This is a genomic window from Arachidicoccus sp. (assembly GCF_050436765.1).
In the GTDB taxonomy this organism is placed as follows: domain Bacteria; phylum Bacteroidota; class Bacteroidia; order Chitinophagales; family Chitinophagaceae; genus Arachidicoccus.
The window spans coordinates 1-21,034 of sequence record NZ_JBNQGD010000212.1 but is presented as its reverse complement, the minus strand read 5'-3'; the positions used below and the strand labels follow the sequence as shown (position 1 = coordinate 21,034).

General features: G+C 36.3%; 23 protein-coding genes. 11 read left to right on the top strand and 12 right to left on the bottom strand.

Annotation, left to right across the window (positions count from 1 at the left end):
* Window positions 1–19: 19 nt before the first annotated feature.
* From ACQR30_RS09375 to ACQR30_RS09360, 4 genes are all read right to left on the bottom strand, one after another.
* Entirely contained in the window at window positions 20–1,231 is a 1,212-nt protein-coding gene (locus tag ACQR30_RS09375; RefSeq protein WP_429734344.1) for a hypothetical protein, read from the bottom strand.
* A complete protein-coding gene (locus tag ACQR30_RS09370) occupies window positions 1,218–2,201 on the bottom strand; it encodes a FecR family protein (RefSeq protein WP_429734342.1) in 984 nt (327 codons plus the stop codon). Before ACQR30_RS09370 ends, ACQR30_RS09375 begins: the two co-directional genes overlap by 14 nt.
* 44 nt (window positions 2,202–2,245) lie before the next feature.
* Window positions 2,246–2,803 (bottom strand): RNA polymerase sigma-70 factor, encoded by a 558-nt coding sequence (locus tag ACQR30_RS09365; RefSeq protein WP_429734340.1) that lies wholly within the window; start codon window positions 2,801–2,803, stop codon window positions 2,246–2,248.
* Between the two features lie 394 nt (window positions 2,804–3,197).
* Window positions 3,198–3,326 (bottom strand): hypothetical protein, encoded by a 129-nt coding sequence (locus ACQR30_RS09360; protein ID WP_429734338.1) that lies wholly within the window; start codon window positions 3,324–3,326, stop codon window positions 3,198–3,200.
* A gap of 270 nt (window positions 3,327–3,596) precedes the next feature.
* Between ACQR30_RS09360 and ACQR30_RS09355 the strand changes: the two genes are divergently transcribed.
* Entirely contained in the window at window positions 3,597–4,385 is a 789-nt protein-coding gene (locus tag ACQR30_RS09355) for a class I SAM-dependent methyltransferase (protein ID WP_429734336.1), read from the top strand.
* 741 nt (window positions 4,386–5,126) lie between these two features.
* Here the strand turns inward: ACQR30_RS09355 and ACQR30_RS09350 are convergent.
* The 3 genes from ACQR30_RS09350 to ACQR30_RS09340 all read right to left on the bottom strand — a co-directional run bounded on the left by ACQR30_RS09350 (window position 5,127) and on the right by ACQR30_RS09340 (window position 7,048).
* On the bottom strand, window positions 5,127–6,086 hold the full coding sequence (locus tag ACQR30_RS09350; RefSeq protein ID WP_429734334.1) for a hypothetical protein: 960 nt from the start codon (window positions 6,084–6,086) through the stop codon (window positions 5,127–5,129).
* Window positions 6,087–6,276: 190 nt separating this feature from the next.
* Window positions 6,277–6,408: a glycoside hydrolase domain-containing protein gene (locus ACQR30_RS09345; RefSeq protein WP_429734332.1), complete on the bottom strand. Its 132-nt coding sequence runs from the start codon at window positions 6,406–6,408 to the stop codon at window positions 6,277–6,279.
* A 484-nt stretch (window positions 6,409–6,892) separates the two neighbouring features.
* Window positions 6,893–7,048, bottom strand: a complete 156-nt coding sequence (locus ACQR30_RS09340) for a transposase domain-containing protein (RefSeq protein ID WP_429734364.1) — start codon at window positions 7,046–7,048, stop codon at window positions 6,893–6,895.
* A 225-nt stretch (window positions 7,049–7,273) separates the two neighbouring features.
* Between ACQR30_RS09340 and ACQR30_RS09335 the strand changes: the two genes are divergently transcribed.
* The 3 genes from ACQR30_RS09335 (at window position 7,274) to ACQR30_RS09325 (ending at window position 9,352) form a co-directional block, all read left to right on the top strand.
* A complete protein-coding gene (locus tag ACQR30_RS09335; RefSeq protein WP_429734362.1) occupies window positions 7,274–7,408 on the top strand; it encodes a type IV toxin-antitoxin system AbiEi family antitoxin in 135 nt (44 codons plus the stop codon).
* 152 nt (window positions 7,409–7,560) lie between these two features.
* Window positions 7,561–8,808, top strand: a complete 1,248-nt coding sequence (locus ACQR30_RS09330) for an AAA family ATPase (protein ID WP_429734330.1) — start codon at window positions 7,561–7,563, stop codon at window positions 8,806–8,808.
* The gene (locus tag ACQR30_RS09325) at window positions 8,798–9,352 is read left to right on the top strand and encodes an RloB family protein (protein ID WP_429734328.1); all 555 of its coding nucleotides are present in this window, start codon (window positions 8,798–8,800) and stop codon (window positions 9,350–9,352) included. The genes ACQR30_RS09330 and ACQR30_RS09325 overlap by 11 nt, the downstream gene beginning before the upstream one ends.
* Before the next feature lie 183 nt (window positions 9,353–9,535).
* Here the strand turns inward: ACQR30_RS09325 and ACQR30_RS09320 are convergent, their stop codons facing one another.
* Complete coding sequence (locus ACQR30_RS09320) at window positions 9,536–10,690, bottom strand: hypothetical protein (protein ID WP_429734326.1); 1,155 nt, start codon at window positions 10,688–10,690, stop codon at window positions 9,536–9,538.
* Between the two features lie 482 nt (window positions 10,691–11,172).
* On the opposite strand from ACQR30_RS09320, the gene ACQR30_RS09315 reads away from it, so the two are divergent.
* From ACQR30_RS09315 to ACQR30_RS09290, 6 genes are all read left to right on the top strand, one after another.
* The gene (locus tag ACQR30_RS09315) at window positions 11,173–13,743 is read left to right on the top strand and encodes an adenosylcobalamin-dependent ribonucleoside-diphosphate reductase (protein WP_429734324.1); all 2,571 of its coding nucleotides are present in this window, start codon (window positions 11,173–11,175) and stop codon (window positions 13,741–13,743) included.
* A gap of 177 nt (window positions 13,744–13,920) precedes the next feature.
* Window positions 13,921–14,793 (top strand): GTPase Era, encoded by an 873-nt coding sequence (gene era, locus ACQR30_RS09310; protein WP_429734322.1) that lies wholly within the window; start codon window positions 13,921–13,923, stop codon window positions 14,791–14,793.
* Window positions 14,794–14,905: 112 nt separating this feature from the next.
* Entirely contained in the window at window positions 14,906–16,213 is a 1,308-nt protein-coding gene (der, locus tag ACQR30_RS09305; RefSeq protein ID WP_429734320.1) for a ribosome biogenesis GTPase Der, read from the top strand.
* Between the two features lie 25 nt (window positions 16,214–16,238).
* Entirely contained in the window at window positions 16,239–16,862 is a 624-nt protein-coding gene (locus tag ACQR30_RS09300) for a phosphatase PAP2 family protein (protein WP_429734318.1), read from the top strand.
* 185 nt (window positions 16,863–17,047) lie between these two features.
* Window positions 17,048–17,521 (top strand): 23S rRNA (pseudouridine(1915)-N(3))-methyltransferase RlmH, encoded by a 474-nt coding sequence (locus tag ACQR30_RS09295; protein ID WP_429734316.1) that lies wholly within the window; start codon window positions 17,048–17,050, stop codon window positions 17,519–17,521.
* Window positions 17,522–17,777: 256 nt separating this feature from the next.
* Entirely contained in the window at window positions 17,778–18,431 is a 654-nt protein-coding gene (locus ACQR30_RS09290) for a rhomboid family intramembrane serine protease (RefSeq protein WP_429734314.1), read from the top strand.
* Between the two features lie 301 nt (window positions 18,432–18,732).
* Here ACQR30_RS09290 and ACQR30_RS09285 read toward each other — a convergent pair whose 3' ends face one another.
* The 3 genes from ACQR30_RS09285 to ACQR30_RS09275 all read right to left on the bottom strand — a co-directional run bounded on the left by ACQR30_RS09285 (window position 18,733) and on the right by ACQR30_RS09275 (window position 19,851).
* Complete coding sequence (locus ACQR30_RS09285; RefSeq protein ID WP_429734360.1) at window positions 18,733–19,074, bottom strand: nucleotidyl transferase AbiEii/AbiGii toxin family protein; 342 nt, start codon at window positions 19,072–19,074, stop codon at window positions 18,733–18,735.
* 109 nt (window positions 19,075–19,183) lie between these two features.
* A complete protein-coding gene (locus ACQR30_RS09280) occupies window positions 19,184–19,384 on the bottom strand; it encodes a nucleotidyl transferase AbiEii/AbiGii toxin family protein (protein WP_429734312.1) in 201 nt (66 codons plus the stop codon).
* Window positions 19,384–19,851, bottom strand: coding sequence for a helix-turn-helix transcriptional regulator (locus tag ACQR30_RS09275; protein ID WP_429734310.1), 468 nt, complete (start codon window positions 19,849–19,851; stop codon window positions 19,384–19,386). Before ACQR30_RS09275 ends, ACQR30_RS09280 begins: the two co-directional genes overlap by 1 nt.
* A gap of 27 nt (window positions 19,852–19,878) precedes the next feature.
* Here ACQR30_RS09275 and ACQR30_RS09270 point away from each other — a divergent pair, with 27 nt between their 5' ends.
* Window positions 19,879–20,190: a hypothetical protein gene (locus ACQR30_RS09270; RefSeq protein WP_429734308.1), complete on the top strand. Its 312-nt coding sequence runs from the start codon at window positions 19,879–19,881 to the stop codon at window positions 20,188–20,190.
* Between the two features lie 196 nt (window positions 20,191–20,386).
* Here ACQR30_RS09270 and ACQR30_RS09265 read toward each other — a convergent pair whose 3' ends face one another.
* Window positions 20,387–20,932 carry an NUDIX domain-containing protein gene (locus tag ACQR30_RS09265; protein ID WP_429734306.1) on the bottom strand — a complete coding sequence of 182 codons (546 nt, stop codon included), beginning with the start codon at window positions 20,930–20,932 and terminating at the stop codon, window positions 20,387–20,389.
* Window positions 20,933–21,034 lie beyond the last annotated feature (102 nt).

Sequence of the window (21,034 nt, the reverse complement as noted above, 5' to 3'; positions counted from 1 at the left end):
GTTTCAAAGTTTTTGGACATTACTTAAAAGTATATACCAATCCTATTTTAAATCCGATCCACATTTTTTTATTAACAAGCGAATTGGAGTTGAAATTATTTGTCAGAGTATAAGGAGATTTAATTCCGTAATAAGTTTCATCCGGATTTTGATTGTTTGGGAACAATGGCTTGATGGCTCTAAGGGAATCGTTAAAGTAATATTTAGTATTCATAAAATTTACTACCGGACCGAATTCTAATTGAATATTAGAATTAATTTTTTTCTTCATTGTCAAATTTATTCGTGAAAGAAATGCTTTGGCAAGCAACCTGCTTTTGGTAGAATCAGAATTGCGATATAAATCTAATTGATAATTATTGGAAACTCTGCCACCACTTAAAGCCGATAACTGTATAAACCAATTTTTCCATAATGGAAACGAAGTACCAATTCCATACAAAAACGTCGATTTTTTAAAATTAGTTGACCAATCAATTGTTCCGAATAACAAACGAAAGCCAGCATTAATATTGGCGTTCAGATACATTGTCTCGCCTCCTGAAATGCCGATGGATATATACGGAGATAAAATATTTGTTGTATTATAATTTATATGCGAAAATGCTTCTTTTCTCGCTATAATCTTAGATCTCCTTATAGAAAAAGCATCTTCTTTTTCATTTAAAGGGTTTGAAAGAATCATTGACGGGAATATTTTTTTGTGCATCTCAAGTGAATCAAACAATATTGATGCAATTAGTTGATGAATGTATTCGTTCTTATTCGGTTCCGGTAAAATGGTAATTAATCCCTCGTCTTTGAGAGAATTTATTTTTGAATAATTTTTTGCTGCGGAATCAATTTTTATTCTTTTGCTGGGAATTTTTAAAATAACTAAAGATCGATTTGGGGTATTTTTCTTTTTTATATTATTAGCAATGTGACGCAAAATGATATAATGATCTTTTGTTGCATAGTGAATATTTAATTGTTGCGATATGGAATACAACAAATCGTTTAAAGTCGTTTCCTTTTTTGAAACAGAAACTTTTGTATTCGGACTTATCTTTTTTGAATCGAATGAAAATATATAATGTGTTTGTCTAAAAACCTTATCGGACAATGAGTCCAGACGAATTTGGTCTGTAGATATTTTTATTAAGGAATGAAAATCTTTCTGTTGCGAGAAACTTAAAAAGGGCAATAAACAAAAAAGAAATAAAGAAATCGTAAAATTAGTTACACGCATGTCCGTAAAAATATATTGTGTTATTTTCCTGCTTGTATTGAATATCCAAAGATGCTGCAATTATATCAAGTACATTTTTTAAAGATTCGTTGTGAAACCGTGTGGATAGGCGACATTGGTTCAGTAAACTATTATTAAAAACAATATTTATTTGATAGGCAGTCTCCAATTCCTTTTTCACTTCGCTCATAGGAGCATCATTAAAAATCAATGTTGCCCTATTTGTCGAAGTGTTATGTTTTAAAAACACCAATTTGTCAGTTTGTTTGTCAAACAAAACCGAACTTCCTACCTTTACAACCAACGTATCTTTTTGATGATAAACTAATACAACTCCTCTTTTTACCAATACAGCAACTTTGCCATCATAGTTACTAACATTAAAAATCGTTCCTACTACTTTTATACCTACTTCATTTGTGGTAACTGTAAATGGAACGCCCTTAATATGCGTTACATTAAAGGCTGCATCCCCTTGAAGGATCACATCCCGCTTTGAACTGAAGGTAGATTTTTTATATTTAAATGAACTTCCTCGCTTTAATGTTACAGTTGAATTATCTGGAAGCCTCAATAAAGAAGAATCTTTGGTGACAACGATATTTTCTCCATTATCGGAAATTATATTGCGGTGTTTTTTATGATTGATGAACAAAGTCGTTACGGTCATCGCGGCAATTAAAAAAATGGAAGCGGCAATAGAAAATCTGTAAAACAATTTTCTCGTTTTCGTTGTTTTTTTTAAGATAATAATTTTTTGCCCGAATTCTTCCCATGCAATTGATGATTCAATCGAAGAATAAACTGGTTCATTATTAATCTTGTACCAAACGGCAGCGATTTCATCAAACGTCTTTAAAGCATCAGCACTTCCGATTCGCCAATGATCAATAGCCATAGCTTCTTCCGGACTTGCTTCGCCTGCAAGATATTTTCCGATTAAGTCAATATTTATTCCTAATTTACTCATTGTTTTGCCGTAAAACTTTTATTCTCTTATGCAGAACAAAAATTTTAAATATTGTTGAACAGCATTATTATAATAATTAAAATAATTAAATAATCTTTTAGCCCCTTTCGGAACCTGGTTAAAGCACGTCCTATCTGCGTTTCGACCGTCTTGACGGAAATATCTAATTCTGCTGCGATCTCTGCATATTTCTTTCCTTCCATTCTACTTTTTTGAAAAATCAGTTTGCACTGAGGAGGCAACTCCTTCATAATTTTGTCAATTCGATCTGCAAGTTCTCGCTCAGTTACCTTATGATTGGCGTTATCAGTACTTCGTGGGTGTTTAGCAGTTTGCTCTTTGTGCCGTGATTTGCTCTTTGTATTTCGAATCTCATTCAAGCATAAATTGTAAGTCGCCCGATACAAGTAATTTTCAAAAGCATCGGAAATATTCAAGTCCTCTCTTTTATCCCACACTTTTACAAAAACAGATTGAGCAATATCGGCGGCATTCGTTTCATCTTTTATAATGGTAAAAGCATACCTGACAAGCCTTTCATAATAGGAATGAAAAAGCTCCTCAAAAATTTTTATTTGACTTTGTCGACTTTGTCCCTTCAATTATAATTCAAATTTAAATTACCACCTTTCTTTATAATAACACTTAAATCGACAAATACCCTTACAAGGCAAAAATGTTTTTCGCTGCGATAAATGCTCACTTCCAAAGAAAACAGAATCTTCACCAAAAATATTGGTTGTTGATAAAATATTTTTTTATGAGAGTTGGTAAAAATAATGATTATGCCGCATAAGTTTTTATGTTTTATGTAAGGGTATATGCCCGTTGAAGTGTTTTAGCTTAGATATTCTTTTCATCATTATAATTTGAGTATTTATGATGAAGATTTAGAGCCTGTTTAAAACGCACTAGTATTGATATGAAGGGGGATCTCTTTGTGGTATTAGACATAAAAAATGTACCCGATAGACGTTAGTGATTCACAATGGCAAATTATAGAAAATAATGTGGTAAAGGCAGGCTGTTCAACAATTGTTCAAATTGTAGAGAGTCTAAGGTCTTCTTCAGTATAGCCAATCTGCCAAAGGAGGTGATCTGCTCATCTATAAATTGCAGTTCCATAAACTCAAACATTAATGGATATAAAAATACGGCTTTTTTAGATAATTAATGCGCCTGAAAGCCACTACAGTAAATAGCATCAACAAAAAAGAGCTTGATGGTGTCCATTGGAAATTATTGGGATTATAAAACCCTCAAAATCTCAAATGGATATTTTTGGATTATGAATTACTAATGGAATCTTCTGATGAAATGGTCAAACTATCCGTTATAAAACTTTTATTAAATAAAATTTAAACGAGCTCTAAATAACCAAATAATTAATAAAACATGCAAGAAAGATATACTAACAGAAGATTATACTTTGAAGAGCAAGCACGTACAACAGAAAAATTTGTAATACCTTATATAGAAAGCGTTAAGAAAATCCATAAAGATATGCGAATCCTTGAAATAGGTTGTGGGGAGGCAGGCAACCTTAAACCGTTCGCGAAAAGGCATTTGCAATGTACAGGTGTGGATTTGGATAAAACTAGGATTAACCTTGCCAATGAATTTTTCGGCGAAATGAAAAATATTACTACGCCTCAGTTTATTTACAAGAATATGTATGATACTTCCAATAAAGAGTTGGGCGAGTTTGATATAATCATGATGCGAGACGTGATCGAGCATATTCCCGACCAAGAAAAATTCCTTGTATTTATCAAACAGTTTGTAAAAAAAGACGGCATCATATTTTTCGGCTTTCCGCCTTGGCAAATGCCGTTTGGAGGACATCAACAAATAGGAGAAAATAAATGGACACGTAGGGCAGTTTATATGCATTTGCTTCCTATGGGGATGTACAAATATTTGTTGAAAAAATTTGGGGAAAAAAAAGATAGAATTGAAGTCATGGCGGAGATTAAGCAAACGGGTATCAGTATCGAGCGTTTCCAGAGAATCATAAAAGCAGCCGGCTATAAGTTTGACAAAAAAACATATTATTTTATCAATCCGAATTATGAAACCAAGTTTAAATTGAAACCACGCAAGAAAATTCCTTTGATTGGTGATATTCCCTATATCCGCAATTTTATTACTACATGTATGTATGCAATTATGAGCAAAAAATAATGAATCGCTGCAAGATTTTGCTGTACGCCCTCTTGCATCGTTGTTTGTATTTTGACCTATTCGCGCCAGACGCTGTCCGGCGCGGTATTGTTACTTAACGATACCATTTGACTGATGTGGAAAGAATTAAAATGCATTTACTTAAATAACGAATAATAACCTTGATATTAAAGGTAATCAAATGGGTTAATATTGATATGCTAGAATATTCTAGTAATATAAGACACAAACAACGATTCTTTAGTAACCCCAAAATTCTATATAGATAATTCCTCTTATTTGGATATCTTTTTTCTAATCGCCAATCTTTCTTTTGCTTCACTTAAAGGGCCACGTAGTTTCTGCTCCAATTCTTTTTTGGCAATAATTTAGTCCAATATTCGGCAACCATAATGCCGTCCTTTTGCATATTCAACAATTCAATTTGCTCGCGGCCTTTTTCTGCACACAATATCGTCAAACTTCAGAGGTCGCCTCAATGTGTTCTCATAATTTTGCAGATGTTTAATGGTTGTAACATAAGTTTCTATATTATTTGGATGCAGAGGTTTGCCCGTCTTTGGATGTACACGGATCCCATCCTTGGACTTGTCAATAATATTTTGAAAATACTGAATAAAAGTTTGGTTTAATTCTTTTGATTTGACTTGCTTATTAAATTCCACATCCAATAAGTTTTTGAAAATTTTAGGCTCGGGAATTTCATTTTCATTATCATTCAGAAAACGGCGGTAATTTATATCATTGTTGTGTGGGCAGCGGAGCATTTTTAATTGTTCCTTTTGTAAGATACAGTGTATCGTGTTGCCGGGAGGAATAAATTTTTCCAGAAAAATCAGCATCAAATAATTTATCGGTGACATTTGTTATATTCATTTTTACCGTAGAGTAATTTGTATAAGCCTGAGCACCGTCAGGCTGACTACCGTAATATACATAAGAACTGCCGTTACCAAAGGAAATTGTTTTTGCATACACCATCAATGGAATATCTATTGTCATTCCTTTTTGCAGCGGGTACGTAGCCGATCCTGAAAACATTGAAACAAGAGGCGGATTAGGAAAATAAAAAGCATAAGTTCCGCTTCTGTAAGTGTTGCCGGTTAAGTTAAAGTTATAATCGGAATAACTGATAGTATCTGTATTCGCAATAAAATTTATTGAAGTGACAGAATCATGTGGTGTATAATAAGAAGTCCAATCAGTTTTGTCCAATACTTTAAAACCATATTTTTTATTTGAACAAATGACTGATTTTATTTTGATGGAATCAACAACCCAAGTGGAATTGATAACTGTTGTATTAAATGTATTTCCCAACGAATCTTTCGAAGTTGTATAATAAGTAAAACTGTTAATATAATTATTCCCATTCATCAATTGAAGCTGTTTGTAACCGGCAGGAATTGTTGCAGAAATATCTTTCTCACCGTCATTATGAACATAAAACGCCACCACTAGATTTATTGCTGCATCAATTACCGCATTATCCCTTATATAAAGAACATAATTCGGAGGAATATATTCACCTATTATAGCAGGACTTATATTTGGATATATGGCATTAATTTCAATTGTCGAATCTCCTTGTTGTATCTGATTATTGTTGCTCGGTGTATCAATAGGATTTTTACCGCATGATAAAAAACAAACTACAAATACAACAATAAAGAAGAAATATGATTTAAAATTTATTTTCATTTTGCTTAAAGTTAATCTGTAAATGTAAGAATATAAATTATTCGTTACACTCTTTATTTTACCTCCGGCAACCAGCCTTTATTCTTTTCAAACGGAATCTCTTCATCAGTTTAAACGTTCTCGAAGGCTGAAAATTATCAATTGCCGGCGCAACAATTGTTGTAGTTGAAGCGTTGATACCAAGCGCCTTTCAATCGATTTTCAGGTGAATGTTTACGTCGGTTTTTGCCCAGCTTGCCAGCGATATTAATACGGATTTATCTTTTTTATAGATAGTCACAGGCACATTTTCATTGTCAGATTTTACGGGATTGTTATCCACCCAATAAACTGTTCTTCAAGTTCTCTGTATAAGTCTATAGATACATAAGCTCTTGATTCAGAAAATTGCGTTCCATATTTCTTCAGAATTTACGGTAGGCATGGAAAATAAATTTAAACTTTTTTGTTGAAGGACATTTTTTTTCGCACCTATTCTGATAATAATTCCTTTTTAAAAGCAATAGCCAGGCCTTTTATCTTTTGAAACGCCAGCAGCAACTCATTCATTCGTTATATACCTTTATACTTTTTAATTTCTTGTCACCAATTCATAAATTTAATAACCAAATTGATTAGTCGTTTGTGGAAATTTTTTGATGTAAGTGCAGTCCATCCAAGATAATTTGGAAGCATTATTTACTTTTTCAGATGACCCCCAAGCCAAAATATTTTTGCATCTGACGACAGACCATTTATCTAATTTAGTCGGCTCAAAAATATAGCATTTTATGAGTCAATTATTTAAATTATTTTGCTCATTTTACTTAAATAATTGGTTTCCGTTGTGGCGGTTTCCAATTATGCGGTAATAATTCGATCAGTTTATCTTTTGATTGTGTTGCTATTCGCAACAGTACATCTTTAAGCCAGTCTAAAACATTCACTTCATGTAATTTGCAATTTTCCACAAGTGAAAACATTAATGCAGCTCCTGCACTACGATTTACCGATCCGAAGAATAAGGCGTTTTTTCTATTTAGCGTAATTGGCTGGATGCATCTTTCCGCGGCATTATCCAAAATTTTGGATAAGCGGCATTATTATCTATAGTTCCGTCTACATGGCGCGTGTACTCAGTAAAGTAGTCCCAATGACCTAGCAAGTAATCAATGGCCTGCGCCATATATCAAAAGCTCTGAAATGATATACCAGTTGAATTACCTCAAACAGTACCGTATTTATTAGTCTATGTAGACCTCATCCTTATCGATGATCCAAGATGTATTGTAACTGCCAAAATAATCTATAAACAATATCTAAAAGACTTGAATAACGAATGAGAAGCGGAGAACTGAAACCTTTGTTCAATATATTGGAGAAGGCATTTCAAAATAATTCTTACGTTATATTCTTGCTTAAAAGAATAAAAATACATTTTATTCTTTATATTTGTAAAATAATTACAAATTAATACATTAAAATGGTATTAGAAATGCGCATAAGTAATTTTTTTTCCATAAAGGATGAAATTACACTTGATTTCAGGGCTGCCGTTATTAAATCTGCAAATGCAAAGGCACTTTCCAGCCATATTTTCGAGCAGGATAAAACTAACATTCTAAAAACAATAGTCGTATATGGAGCTAATGCATCAGGCAAAAGTAATATTATAAAAGCAATCAGGTTTTGTAATGCGATGGTATTTGAATCACATAAACACAATCAAGATGTTGTGTTTAATTTTCAGCCTTTCAAATTCGACGACTATATTACCAAACCGAGTACTTATTTTATTCGATTTATTAGTAGTGATATAGAATATGAATATTCTTTCTCCTTGACCCGCCATAAGATACTCACAGAAAACTTATATTACTACCCGAATGGAAGAAAAACTAAAATATTTACCCGGGATGAGAAAGCTGGAAATAAAAAAAGCGAAAAATATTCTTTCGGAGAGCAAATTAAGCGCCCGATGGATGTAGCAGAAAGTACATCCGAAAAAACGTTGTTTATATCAAGAGCCAGCCAAATGGACAGAGAAATTGCGAAAGAGATTTTTAATTATTTTTCTCAAAAGTTTATATTAAGCTATCAGGGGTTTGGTGTTGGTGCAATAGAAAGGTTATCTAATGATAATAAACAACAATTAATCGATGCTTTAAAAATTGCGGACAGCGACATTTTAGAAGTCAGGATCAAGACATTGAAAAAACCTACTAAAAATATAAATGCCAATCTTACTGATATGACACTTTCTGTTCAAAATATAGAACAGGAACATTTACAGATAAGAACATATCATAAGAGTAATCCTGATATTATGTTCGATTTCTTTACGGAAGAATCACAAGGAACAATTAAAATGTTTTTTATTATGCTAACGATACTAGATGTAATAAAAAATAATAAAGTGCTTTTAATTGATGAAATTGAAGAAAGTCTTCATCCGGCCATCATTGAGTATATTTTCAACCTTTTCAGAGCTGGGGCAAAAGCTCAATTAATATGCACCACACACAATACGCGTTTCCTTGATTTAAAGAAATTCAGGAAGGATCAAATTTTCTTTGCTAATAAAAAAACGGATGGTTCCACAGATGTCTATTCGCTATATGATTACAGCGATTTTCGCGATACGATGGATTTAGAGAAAGCGTATTTGCAAGGTCGTTTCGATGCAGTGCCCATAGTTGACGATACAGAAGAATCCTTAAAAAACTTGATTTATGCCAAGTAAACGCAGTGCATCGAGAGGGAAAAAGATTAATCCTCATTTCTGGGTGTTCTGCGAAGGCAAAACGGAAGAATCGTATATTGCACATTTGAGAACGAAATATCGTGTTTCAATAGAAATTATTTCCAGAACGGTTGGAAACAAAATTACCGAACGATTTATCAAAGAGTATAAGAAAGGTAAACCCAAGCATCCTAAAGACAAAGATTTTTTGATGTACGATGCAGACGTGCCGGAAATTCTTGAAAAACTTAAAAAGATTCAAACAGCTAAATTAGTAGCATCCAATCCCTCAATTGAATTATGGTTTTTGCTGCATTATAAAGCACAAACTGCTACCATTCGCACCGAGGATTGCATTAGAGAATTAATTAACCGCAACGGCAACTATCGCAAGGGGTTTATTGATAGCAAGTTGGAAAAAAGATTATCAGAAAATTGTCAAAAAGCGTGTGAACGAGCAAAACAATTAAAGATTTATGATAATCCTTCTACAAACCTGCATCTCTTTATTAAAGAACTGGAGAGTAACAAAAAGGTGGAATAATTTGCCTTTTTAGTAGTGACAAATGTCGGCCAGCACTGGCATAATCAATAATTCCGGTGGATCGTCTACTATCTTTGGCGGAGAAATAAAATGCAGCCTTTGTAAAATCGGCCCGTTGTTCAAATATGAGTTTGATCTCCCTATATCATGCCCAATGCGCTTTTATTTTGCCAAAATGAACATCTATTTTGCAACGCCTGTATTTACCAAATATTGCAGCAGCAAAACATCATTATAGGCGGGGCAGTAATAATAATAAAGTAATGCACCCATTTTATAAAATGATTTTTTCAGGAAATCAGGAAAATAGGAAGAGAGATTACCCAGGACAAAAGGATAGTTATTTTCTTCGACCATTTTTGGAAGCTCTGCCTGAGTTGGAAGCTTTTGAATAGTAATGTTTTCGCCAAAACCATGTAGTGCATTAGCAACTATAATCTTTTCAAAAATATTTTTTGAATGATTAAATATAAGATTCCCCTCGTTAACCAAGTTTGGTTTCAAAGCTTCTAGTTGTGGAATTTTCTTTACCTGCATCAATCTTGAAAAACGATACAATACAATAGCTGTTTTCCCATAATAGGGTGAAATATCTAAAGGTTTGTTTATATAATCTCCATTTTTTATAGATTGTACAATGAGTTGCAAAGAAGCAGAATCTACCTTTGTCCAAGGCAAATTATATGTCTGCACATAGGTCAAAATATTAGTCAATACAGCCACGTCAAACATTACCGGAAATTTCTTGCCAAACCATGTAGAGTAAGCATTGTACTTCCTATATTTTTTATCCGTCGATTTTATTTTCCTGCCCGGTTGATGACTATACTGCTGCATTATCCGATGTAGTTTTTCCAAAGAATCGTCGGGCCATGCTAGCTGCTTAAGTGCCGTATCGTCGAGGTCGTCGGGGAGGAAATTGCCCTTCTTTTTTATCAACGGAATCCACCAACTCATAGGGAAACGACAAAGAGAATCCCTCAACCAAAAATTATAACTCCCCCTTTCTTTATTTTTAAACCGATGATAAATAGGAAGTGATCGAGCCAGTAACGAATCCACCAAAACCTGTTGTGGCTCGTCTAGCTTTGGCGCTATTTTTTTTAAAGTGGCATCGATAACAATATTATAAAAAATGTCTATATCTCTGTGTTTGGTTTTATATTTTTGATGGCTACTTATATAAGATGGGTAACTGCCAACTAAGAAAAATGCATTATTGTCCACCTGTAATTTCTCTATTCTATTTAATAGAAAGGTGACGTCAACCGCATTTTTTTGTGCACGTAAATGCCTATAAGAAAAAGAAAAAACAAGAAATGGAATAATCTTTTTCATTGTAATGGAATAGTTTTGATTCGATAACCATTGCAAAGAACGCATAGTTTTTGAACTTTGCAAAATATATCTTCTATGATGGTTGACCTAAAAACCCGTCAAGTTTTATTTTTAGCAGTCTAGAAAAATACGGCTTAAGATATATTAGTTGAGCAGTTATTAAAAAATATCCGGATCGAAATTCCCCTAAAAGATATTTAAATTCCCCTTTTTTAAAGCATAAAGGGTTCTGCGAACTTTAAGAAAAGGTTATCCACACTGTGGTATAAATAATATTCTATTTACTGGGTAAAAACTGCGCAACGTGTCAGCATTTTGCAGTATATTTGGTAAAATAAGTATTTAAATTAAATAACCATTTATCTATTTGTATTTTATAATTAATTGATAAATAGTTTATTAAATATATTATTTGTGAATCTATGACTAAATATTAAATTAATAGTTTAAAAATATAAATATTCATATTTAACTGCAATTCAATGAATACAAAAGAATTAAAAGAGGAAAAAAGCCTGACTGTTTATACGCAGGAACAGGCTTTGGAGGCTTCACTGGCCTATTTTAACGGGGATGACTTAGCAGCCCGTGTTTGGATTAATAAATATGCTTTAAAAGATTCTTATGGTCGCTTATACGAAAAAACGCCAGATGATATGCATAGGCGTATTGCTTCAGAGCTGGCACGTATAGAGCAGCGCTATGCTAACCCTATTTCAGAAGAAGAAATCTATGACCTAATTAAAAATTTTAAGTATATCATCCCACAGGGAAGTCCTATGACAGGCATTGGTAACCCTTATCAGATTGCTTCTTTATCCAACTGCTTTGTAATCGGTGGCGATAATAATTCAGATTCTTATGGCTCCATTATGAAAACCGATCAGGAGCAGGTGCAGCTTATGAAGCGACGTGGCGGGGTAGGTCATGACCTTTCTTTTATTCGCCCCAAAGGGAGCCCAGTGAAAAACTCCGCGCTCACATCTACGGGCATCGTACCTTTTATGGAACGCTATTCCAATTCTACCCGCGAGGTAGCCCAAGATGGCAGAAGAGGCGCGTTGATGTTATCCGTTTCTATTAAACACCCCGACGCGGAAGCTTTCATCGATGCCAAAACAGAACAAGGAAAAGTGACAGGCGCCAATGTATCGGTTCGTATAACAGATGATTTTATGCAGGCTGTTGAAAAAGGTGAAAAATTCGTGCAACAATATCCCGTTGACTCCGCTAATCCGGTTTACAAAAAAGAAATAGATGCGGTTGCCCTATGGAAAAAAATCGTCCACAATGCATGGCAGAGTGCCGAACCAGGCATCCTTTTTTGGGATACCATCATGAAGGAATCCGTTCCCGATTGTTATACTGATTTTGGTTTCAGGACTTTATCCACCAATCCTTGTGGTGAAATACCTTTATGTGCTTATGATTCCTGCAGGTTGTTGGCAATCAATTTATTTTCCTATGTGGAGAGCCCCTTTACGAAAGAAGCGTCTTTTAATAAGGAATTATTCCAAAAACATGTGATGATCGCGCAAAGGTTGATGGATGATATCATTGACCTTGAGCTGGAAAAAATAGATCATATTTTGGAAAAGATTGCACAAGATCCGGAAACTGATGAGGTGAAATCAATTGAACAAAACTTATGGTTGAATATCAAACTAAAGGCGCAGCAAGGTCGCAGAACTGGCCTGGGCATCACTGCTGAAGGAGATATGCTGGCTGCTTTAGGTTTACGGTATGGCAGTGAAGAGAGTATCGAGTTCTCTACAAACTTACACAAAGAACTGGCGATAAACGCTTACCGCGGTTCCGTTCAATTAGCAAAACAAAGGGGTGCCTTTCTTGTTTACGATACCGAACGTGAACTGGAAAATCCGTTTATCCTTCGATTAAAAAAAGAAGACCCGCAGTTATATTATGAGATGACAGAAAATGGTCGTCGAAATATTGCTATATTAACGATCGCGCCTACGGGCACTACCAGTTTGATGTCGCAAACATCTTCTGGTATCGAACCGGTTTTCCTGCCGGTATATAAGCGTCGTCGCAAAGTAAACCCTAACGATAAAAATGTGCGGGTAGATTTTGTAGACGAATTAGGGGATTGTTGGGAAGAATATATTGTATTCCACCATAATTTTAAAAAATGGATGGTCGTTAATGGCTATGATACCGATAAAAACTATTCAAAAGAAGAACTGGATAATTTGGTAGCACTTTCTCCCTATTATAAAGCTACTTCTAACGACGTAGATTACAATGCGAAGGTAAGACTACAGGGAGCTATTCAAAAATGGGTGGATCATAGTATAAGTGTTACCATTAATATGCCTAACGATGTAAATGAATCCCTGGTGGGTGAATTGTACATGCAGGCATGGAAATCGGGCTGTAAGGGTGTAACTGTTTACCGGGACGGAAGTCGCTCCGGTGTACTGATAGCTGCGGGTGAAAAGGAAAAAGAAGAGGAAGAGGTGGCGGAGGATACGACGACTCATTTTCCCTCTAGCCGGCCGGAAGTCTTAGAGGGAGAAGTTGTCCGCTTTCAAAATAACAGAGAAAAGTGGATCGCCTTTATTGGTTTGATTGATGATAAACCCTATGAAATATTTACCGGTATTGCCGATGATGAAGAAGGGATTTTATTACCAAGATGGGTCTTAAAAGGTAAAATTATCAAGGCAAGGCTGGAAGATGGAACGTCCAGGTATGATTTTCAATACAAAAACCAGCGGGGCTACAAAACCACTATTGAAGGGTTGTCCCATAAGTTTAACCCTGAGTATTGGAATTATGCCAAACTCATCTCCGGGACATTAAGACATGGTATGCCGATCGAAAAAGTGGTAGATCTTATCAATGGCTTGCAGCTGAAGGAGGATAGTATTAATACCTGGAAAAATGGTGTAGCCCGCGCGTTGAAACGCTTCGTACCCGACAATACTTTAGCGTCCCACGTCGTTTGCTCCCACTGTGGTGGCGCCAATTTGCAATACCAGGAAGGATGTCTGACCTGTAAAGATTGTGGAAATTCTAAATGCGGATAAAGACGTTTTGCCCGCCTCTGATATATTTAAAATAGCTTCTTGTTTAATTTTAATTTCGCTAAAGCCTTACCTAAATGTAAGGCTTTAGTTGTTTTAGCATAAAGATTAAAGCATAATTATGTTTGGGTTCGCTTTAATCTATCTAACTTTACACGCTTTCAACATTTAAACTTTAAGATGAAATCCGGCTTTGTAAACATTTTTGGTAAGCCCAACGCGGGTAAAAGTACCTTGCTTAACGGCTTGCTAGGGGAGAAGTTGGCTATTGTGTCCAGTAAGGTACAAACTACAAGACATCGTATAAAAGGCTTTTTGACCAAAGCGGATGAGTACCAGATAATTTTCTCCGATACGCCGGGAATCATAGAGCCTAAATATAAACTGCATGAGAAAATGATGGGTGCCGTAAAGAGTGCCTTGGAAGATGCAGATGTCGGAATTTTGTTGGTAGATGTAACGGATAATTTGGAGCAGTGTAATGAGCTGTTTACCTCCCTGCGCCTCAAAGTGCCTTGTATCGTAATTTTGAACAAAACCGATATTGCCGAGAAAGAATTGGTGGACAAGGCAAAGGCATATTTTGAAACACAGCCTTATTGTAAAAAAACCTTGGGTATTTCGGCACTTAACCAAAAAATATTCAGTACCCTATTAAGTGCTATTATTGAACTTTTGCCGGAAGGACTGCCTTTTTACAGCGAGGAAGAATTAACCGATTTGCCGGTAAAGTTTTTTATGGGTGAATTAATTCGGGAAAAAATATATCAGCTATTCGGTGATGAAATCCCTTATCATTCTGCGGTTTTGGTCAATTCTTATAAGGAAAAAAATACTTTGGTGAAAATTCAGGCCGATATAATCGTGCAGCGCGAAACGCAAAAAGTTATTTTAATAGGAGAAGGCGGGAAAATGATAAAAAAAATAGGAACTTTGGCGCGTCAAGACATGGAAAAATTCCTGGAGCAAAAAGTGTTTTTAGAATTGTTTGTGAAAGTGCGGGCGAAATGGAGAGACAACGAAGCGCAATTAAAAGAATACGGGTACAATTAAATCGTTTATTTGAAAAGTAAACGGTCGGACTAAATAGCCGCGGGCAATAAATGCCTTATAAGAATAGGGTGGGGTAAAGGAAAATATTTAAAATTAAAAATCGTAAATAAAGATGGGTTTTACAGTAGCAATTGTGGGTAGGCCCAATGTAGGCAAAAGCACTTTTTTCAACCGACTGTTGGAAGAAAGAAAAGCTATTGTGGATGACGTGAGTGGTGTTACGCGTGATAGGCAATACGGCATTGCAGAATGGTGTGGAAAGTATTTCAACGTGATTGACACCGGTGGGTTCGTCAATAATTCAGATGATATTTTTGAAATAGAAATTTGCAAACAAGTAAAGATTGCTATTGACGAAGCGGATGCTATTATTTTTATGACCGATGCCGCTACAGGTATTACGGATCTGGATGATGCTATGGCTAATCTACTTCGCCGTACAACCAAACCGGTTTTTGTAGCAGTCAATAAAGTGGATAATAATGCACGCTATCTGGAGGCAACAGAATTTTATATTTTAGGATTTGAACAAGTGCATTTTATCAGCAGCATCAGTGGCAGCGGTAGCGGAGAGTTACTAGATGCGATAACAGCTTTAATAGTGGAAGACGAGGAGAAAAATGACGAAGTCTTACCGAAAATAGCTATTATCGGACAACCTAATGTAGGAAAATCTTCCCTACTCAATGCTTTAACTGGTCAGGAGCGCACCATCGTCAGTAGTATCGCCGGTACTACGCGCGATACCATTCATACGCATTACAATCTTTTCCAAAAAGAATTTGTTTTAATTGATACGGCAGGTATTCGTAAGAAAAATAAAGAGAAAGACGATTTAGAGTTTTATTCCGTAATACGCGCTATCAAAGCGATGGATGAAGCAGACACCTGTATGCTGTTGCTGGATGCGGAAAAGGGAATTACCGCGCAGGATATCAGCATATTCTCTTTAGCCGCACGTAAAGGAAAGGGTTTGGTTATCCTGGTAAATAAATGGGATTTAATTGAAGATAAGGCGACCAATACCGCGCGTGACTATGAGAATGAATTGAAAAAGCGAATTGCTCCCTTTAACGACATCCCCGTCATTTTTATTTCCGCCAAAGAAAAGACCAGGATCTTTAAGGGGATAGAAGTAGCTCTGGAAGTCTGTGAAAATAAAAAGAATCGCATTACTACCAGCAAGTTGAATGAAGTGATGCTGAAGGCTATCGAGTCTTACCACGCCCCGGTTGTACGCGGTCACTCCATCAAGATAAAATATGTAATGCAGTTACCGACGCATGTGCCTTCCTTCGCATTTTTTGCCAATTTCCCTGAGGATGTAAAAACACCTTATAAAAACTATTTGGAGAATCAGCTGCGCTCTCATTTCAATTTTAAAGGCGTGCCTATAAGGATCTTCTTTAGAAAAAAATAATTGTAAAAGAAAAATTACGCTGTCGATGTTAGAAACACTGAATAAATGGGATACATGGTTGTTTTTAAAAATAAATACGCAATGGCATAATAGTTTTTTTGATGCGGTTATTCCCTGGTGGCGCGACCAAAATTGTTGGCTACCGCTTTACCTTTTTTTATTGTTATTTGTGTTTCTCAATTTCGGCTGGAAGGCATGGAGCTGGTTACTCTTCGTCATCATTACGGTTACCCTAAGTGATCAAATGAGCAGTCATTTTATGAAATATTATTTTCATAGACCAAGACCTTGTCAAAACGAAACGCTTAAATTGCAGGTGCGGCTTTTATTGGATTATTGCCCCGGCAATCCGAGTTTTACGTCCTCTCACGCGGCTAATCACTTTAGCGTAGGCATGTTTTTCTTTTATAGCTTAAAGCCCTATTTCAAAAAATGGTCCTGGCTTTTTGTGTTTTGGGCAGCCACCATCAGTTATGGACAAGTGTATGTAGGCATACATTATCCCGGAGATATTCTAGGCGGAACAGTTATTGGTATCGGCATCGGTACGTTTACTTATTTCTTTTTTAATAAGTATTTTGGTATGCCACCTCTATTAAAAGTAAAAGGCCCGCTAAGAGATAAATTGACGGAGTCGGATAATAACTGATTAACTGATTGTATCAAGATAGATAGAAAGAGTGACTGGTGACGAGAAGAGGCGGTTCGCTGCGCGAGTGGTGAAGGCGGTTTTTAAAAGGCAGCGTTTGCCAGGCAGTGGCAACCGAAGCTAGCCTGCTTCATAAAAATTTTATTTTGATTCCCCTTCTTATGCATTCATTTTAAATAGCGCTAATGAAAATATTGCTTTATTCAGTAGGGAAGCCCCACGATACTTACGCTAAACAAGGAATAGAAGCGTTTACAAATCGACTGGAAAAATATTTTCCCACTGAATGGAAAATCATTCCACCACCCAAAAATGCAGGGGCGCTAAATGAACCGGAGTTGAAAAAGCAAGAAGCCAAATTGATCTTAGCGCAAATAAATACGGATGACTTTTTAGTGTTGTTGGATGAAAGAGGTAAACAGCTCTCCTCGCCACAACTCGCGAATTTTATACAGCAAAGAGCCAATGAAAGTACTAAAACTATTGTATTTTTAATCGGCGGGGCTTTCGGTGTTGAAGGGTCGGTTTTTGAAAGAGCTAACTTTACCTGGAGTCTTTCCCCGTTGGTATTCCCGCATATGCTGGTAAGATTAATTTTGTCCGAACAGTTATACCGTGCCTGTACTATTTTGCGCGGTGAGAAATATCATCATTGTTGAGGGGGTGAACGCATAGAGTGGCTATTTGGTAATCTGGACATGCACCGCATGAATTTATAGCTTCTTTAGGAAAGCGAAGCTGGGCAGGCATTTTACAATTTGTAATTTCGTTGCCTTTAAGATAAATATGGTTCTTTTATCCTTGGTTGGTGATGGTAATTTGTTTGTGCGGGTTCTCGCTATCCCACACAAATGAGGGGACAGGGTATCATTTCAAAATAAAACAGCTTAAAAGACTTTTAATTAATAAAAAAATATGCATCAAGTATCCATTACATTATTGATCGTAATCGTAACCTGTGTGGTTTCTTTTGTAGCCTTTTCCAACCAGAAATATATAGATGATTTAATATTTTATCCGCCAGCCATTAGTCGTAGAAAACAATGGTATCGCTTCTTTTCCTGTGGTCTAATACATGCAGATTTTGCGCACCTGGCTTTTAATATGTATGCGTTTTACACGTTCGGTGAATATGTAGAGGATGCTTTCAATAATATATTCGGTCCGACCAGCGGCCGCATTTTATATTTGCTTTTATATGTATCTGCACTGATGGTTTGTTTACTACCTACTTATTTTAAAAATAAAGACAACTACGCCTATAAAAGTCTGGGTGCATCAGGCGCCGTTTCTGCTGTGGTGTTCGCCAGTATTTTATTGATGCCTACCTCGGAAATCGGGTTAATATTTGTTCCCTTTTTAAGATTGCCTTCCTTTATTTTTGGTGCTATTTATTTGATTATTACCGCTTGGCTCGATCGCCGTGGAAGTGGCCGTATCAATCATTCTGCGCATTTATACGGCAGTTTGTATGGTATTGTTTTTTTGATCGTAGCCTGCAAACTGCTTTCTCATTATCCGGTAGTAGATGAATTTGTTTTTTTTGTGAGAAGTTATTTTCAGTTTTAAATAGCGCTAATGAAAATATTGCTTTATTCAGTAGGAAAGCCTCACGATACTTAGCTAAACAAGGAATAGAAGCGTTTACAAATCGACTGGGAAAATGCGGCTTATTGATACAGACAAAGCAAAGAGGCTACTGCTATTTATACTTATAGACGGTCTTACTGATGATAGACACAACATCAGTGAAAAATATTATTCTATAGACCGGAATAATGCAAAGGCTTTCCGCAAATGGATAGAAGACCGGCAACAGAAAGATAAGGTCATGACTTTTCCAAAAGCAGAAAGATGGCGGCTCAGGTTATTAATGGTTCATTATTTCAATAAGATCAAGCTTGATAACCTCCCAATGCTTGCCCCACAAGCAAACGGGATCAAAGTCGTCGTCCGCAGATACAAAATTGTTTAAATTGTTTTTTATGAGAGTAGCGTTGTGTGAATATGGATACCTTTCTTTGTGCAATTCAATCATATGTTCTATTGTATAGTTATCTAATAGTGCGTGTATATCCCAAAAATCCTTCTTCCTGCCGCCGTGCTGCACTACCTCTATTTTCATTGCTGCAATTTCTTCTTTCGTTGCCAGCCTGACGCCTTCTATTTCAATAAAAGGAAATATGAATGAGTCAGTATAATACAGATCCAGTTTGAAAGCATCGTCCGGTATACTCCCAACAAAATAACCTGTTCAAAAACCGATTGGCAACGCCAGTTTTGCAGGACTAGCATAAGCAAATGTGTGTCGTAAATGATCGTCAATCTGCTGAAAATACAATGCTGCCATATGCTACATCGGTAAAAAGGTCTATATCAACAGGGGCACGGTGTCCTATTTGCAAGCTAAGCGCTGTTCCGCCCACCAGCCGGAACGGGTCCAGCAGCGGCTCACTCATTAGCTTTTTCAAGCCTGACTGTAGTAACGGAGTTACCGTATTCCAATGTAGTGCTATCGACATTATTTAAGTTTTTCAGCAATAAGTATTTTTTTTATGGCATCACGCCCGTAAAAATTAACTGCCTCTTTTTTTTCCGTGAAATTACCCCGTTCAAATACTCTTTTGATAACGGGCTTCATCTGCTTGTTCCAATCAATGCTTTCTATTTTTGTGTTCCAAAATAGGGCCGGTCTGAACTTTGATAATGCGGGATGGTTCTTCTTTGATAACTTCTTCTTTTCTTCCTTTATATCGTAAAATACCTGGAATGTCATCAGGAAGCCTTCTTTCATTTCCAACGCATCTTCGATGCGCATCGCCAGCGGAACATTCATACTTCTCTTCCCTTTGATAATGGCGCTTATGGTTTGGGGGTACTCTTGAATGGATAACGCAAACTGTCCTTGGGGAATATTCCGTTTCCGAAGCTCCCTTTCCAGGATTAAACCGGGATGTATGCCTTTTGCTATTTCAAAATTTGTTTCCATACCTCAAAAGTAAACAAATAAGATCGAATGATAGCCTTAGAAAGCCATGGCTGGCAACTCCTTTACTCTGATGGTACGTACTGCACATACATAGTGGCCCTTACCTGCTTAATCCCAAATTTGGTATTAGCATACAATCAGGATATTTCCCATTTTAATGCTGCAAAAGCGGTCCAGTCCTATATCAACCACACTCCGGGTCCAACTGCTTTTGCAGTGGGAAGTTGGGTGCAAAACGTAGTACTTAAAATGTCGATACCGCTCGAAGGAAGGCAAAGGTATCGTAGCCGTTTCTCATTCATTGAAAACACAAAACTGCCATTAATGCTTACCAGATAGCTTTAATGCAAAATTTGGGTTCAACATTAATAAAGGGATTGAAGCCGGATAAAATATGGGAGACCAAATCTATCACAAAAGAACTCAAAAGGTAGAATGAAACGCCCCCTAATGGAAGCCACAAATAAAGAAGCCAACCTCAGTATACGGTTGTATTACTTTTGGGACTTGAAATATTACCCTGATCAATGGGAGATTAATAGTTCATTACTTTCAATTTTAGAATCGCAGCAACGGTGATGGCGTCAGTGATTTCGCCGCTCATCACCTTCTCAAAGACTTCCGCAAAAGGCAACTTTATCGTTTGTAAGTCTTCCGTTTCTTCGGGTTCGGCTGCATGTTGGGTAAGCCCTGTAGCCAGGTAAACAGTGGCCTGTTCATCCGTTACAGAGTTAGACAAATGCATCCGCATCAACTCTTTCCAATGTTTTGCGACCAGGCCTGTTTCTTCCAAGAGCTCACGCTGTGCGCCTTCCAATGCACTTTCGTTAAAGGAGCCGCCACCCTCGGGTAATTCCCAACTATAATTTTCTGTTGGAAAACGATACTGGCCCACGAGGTATATATTTTTTTCTTCGTCCATGGCGACAATACCTAAGGCGCGGTTTTTAAAATGAACTTTTCCATAAATACCTTTTCCGCCGGAAGGGTTGATCACACTATACTCGGTCAATTGTATCCATGGGTTTTCATATGCTTCTTTGGATGAAATGATTGTCCATGGATTACGATTTTCTTGCATGATTTACAGAGAATTTTTAGATTGTTATCTGTTAGACGTCAACTGAATTCAAAATGAATCTTTAAGCCAGTCTATGGCAAAGCTGCAATAGCTCGTCATAGC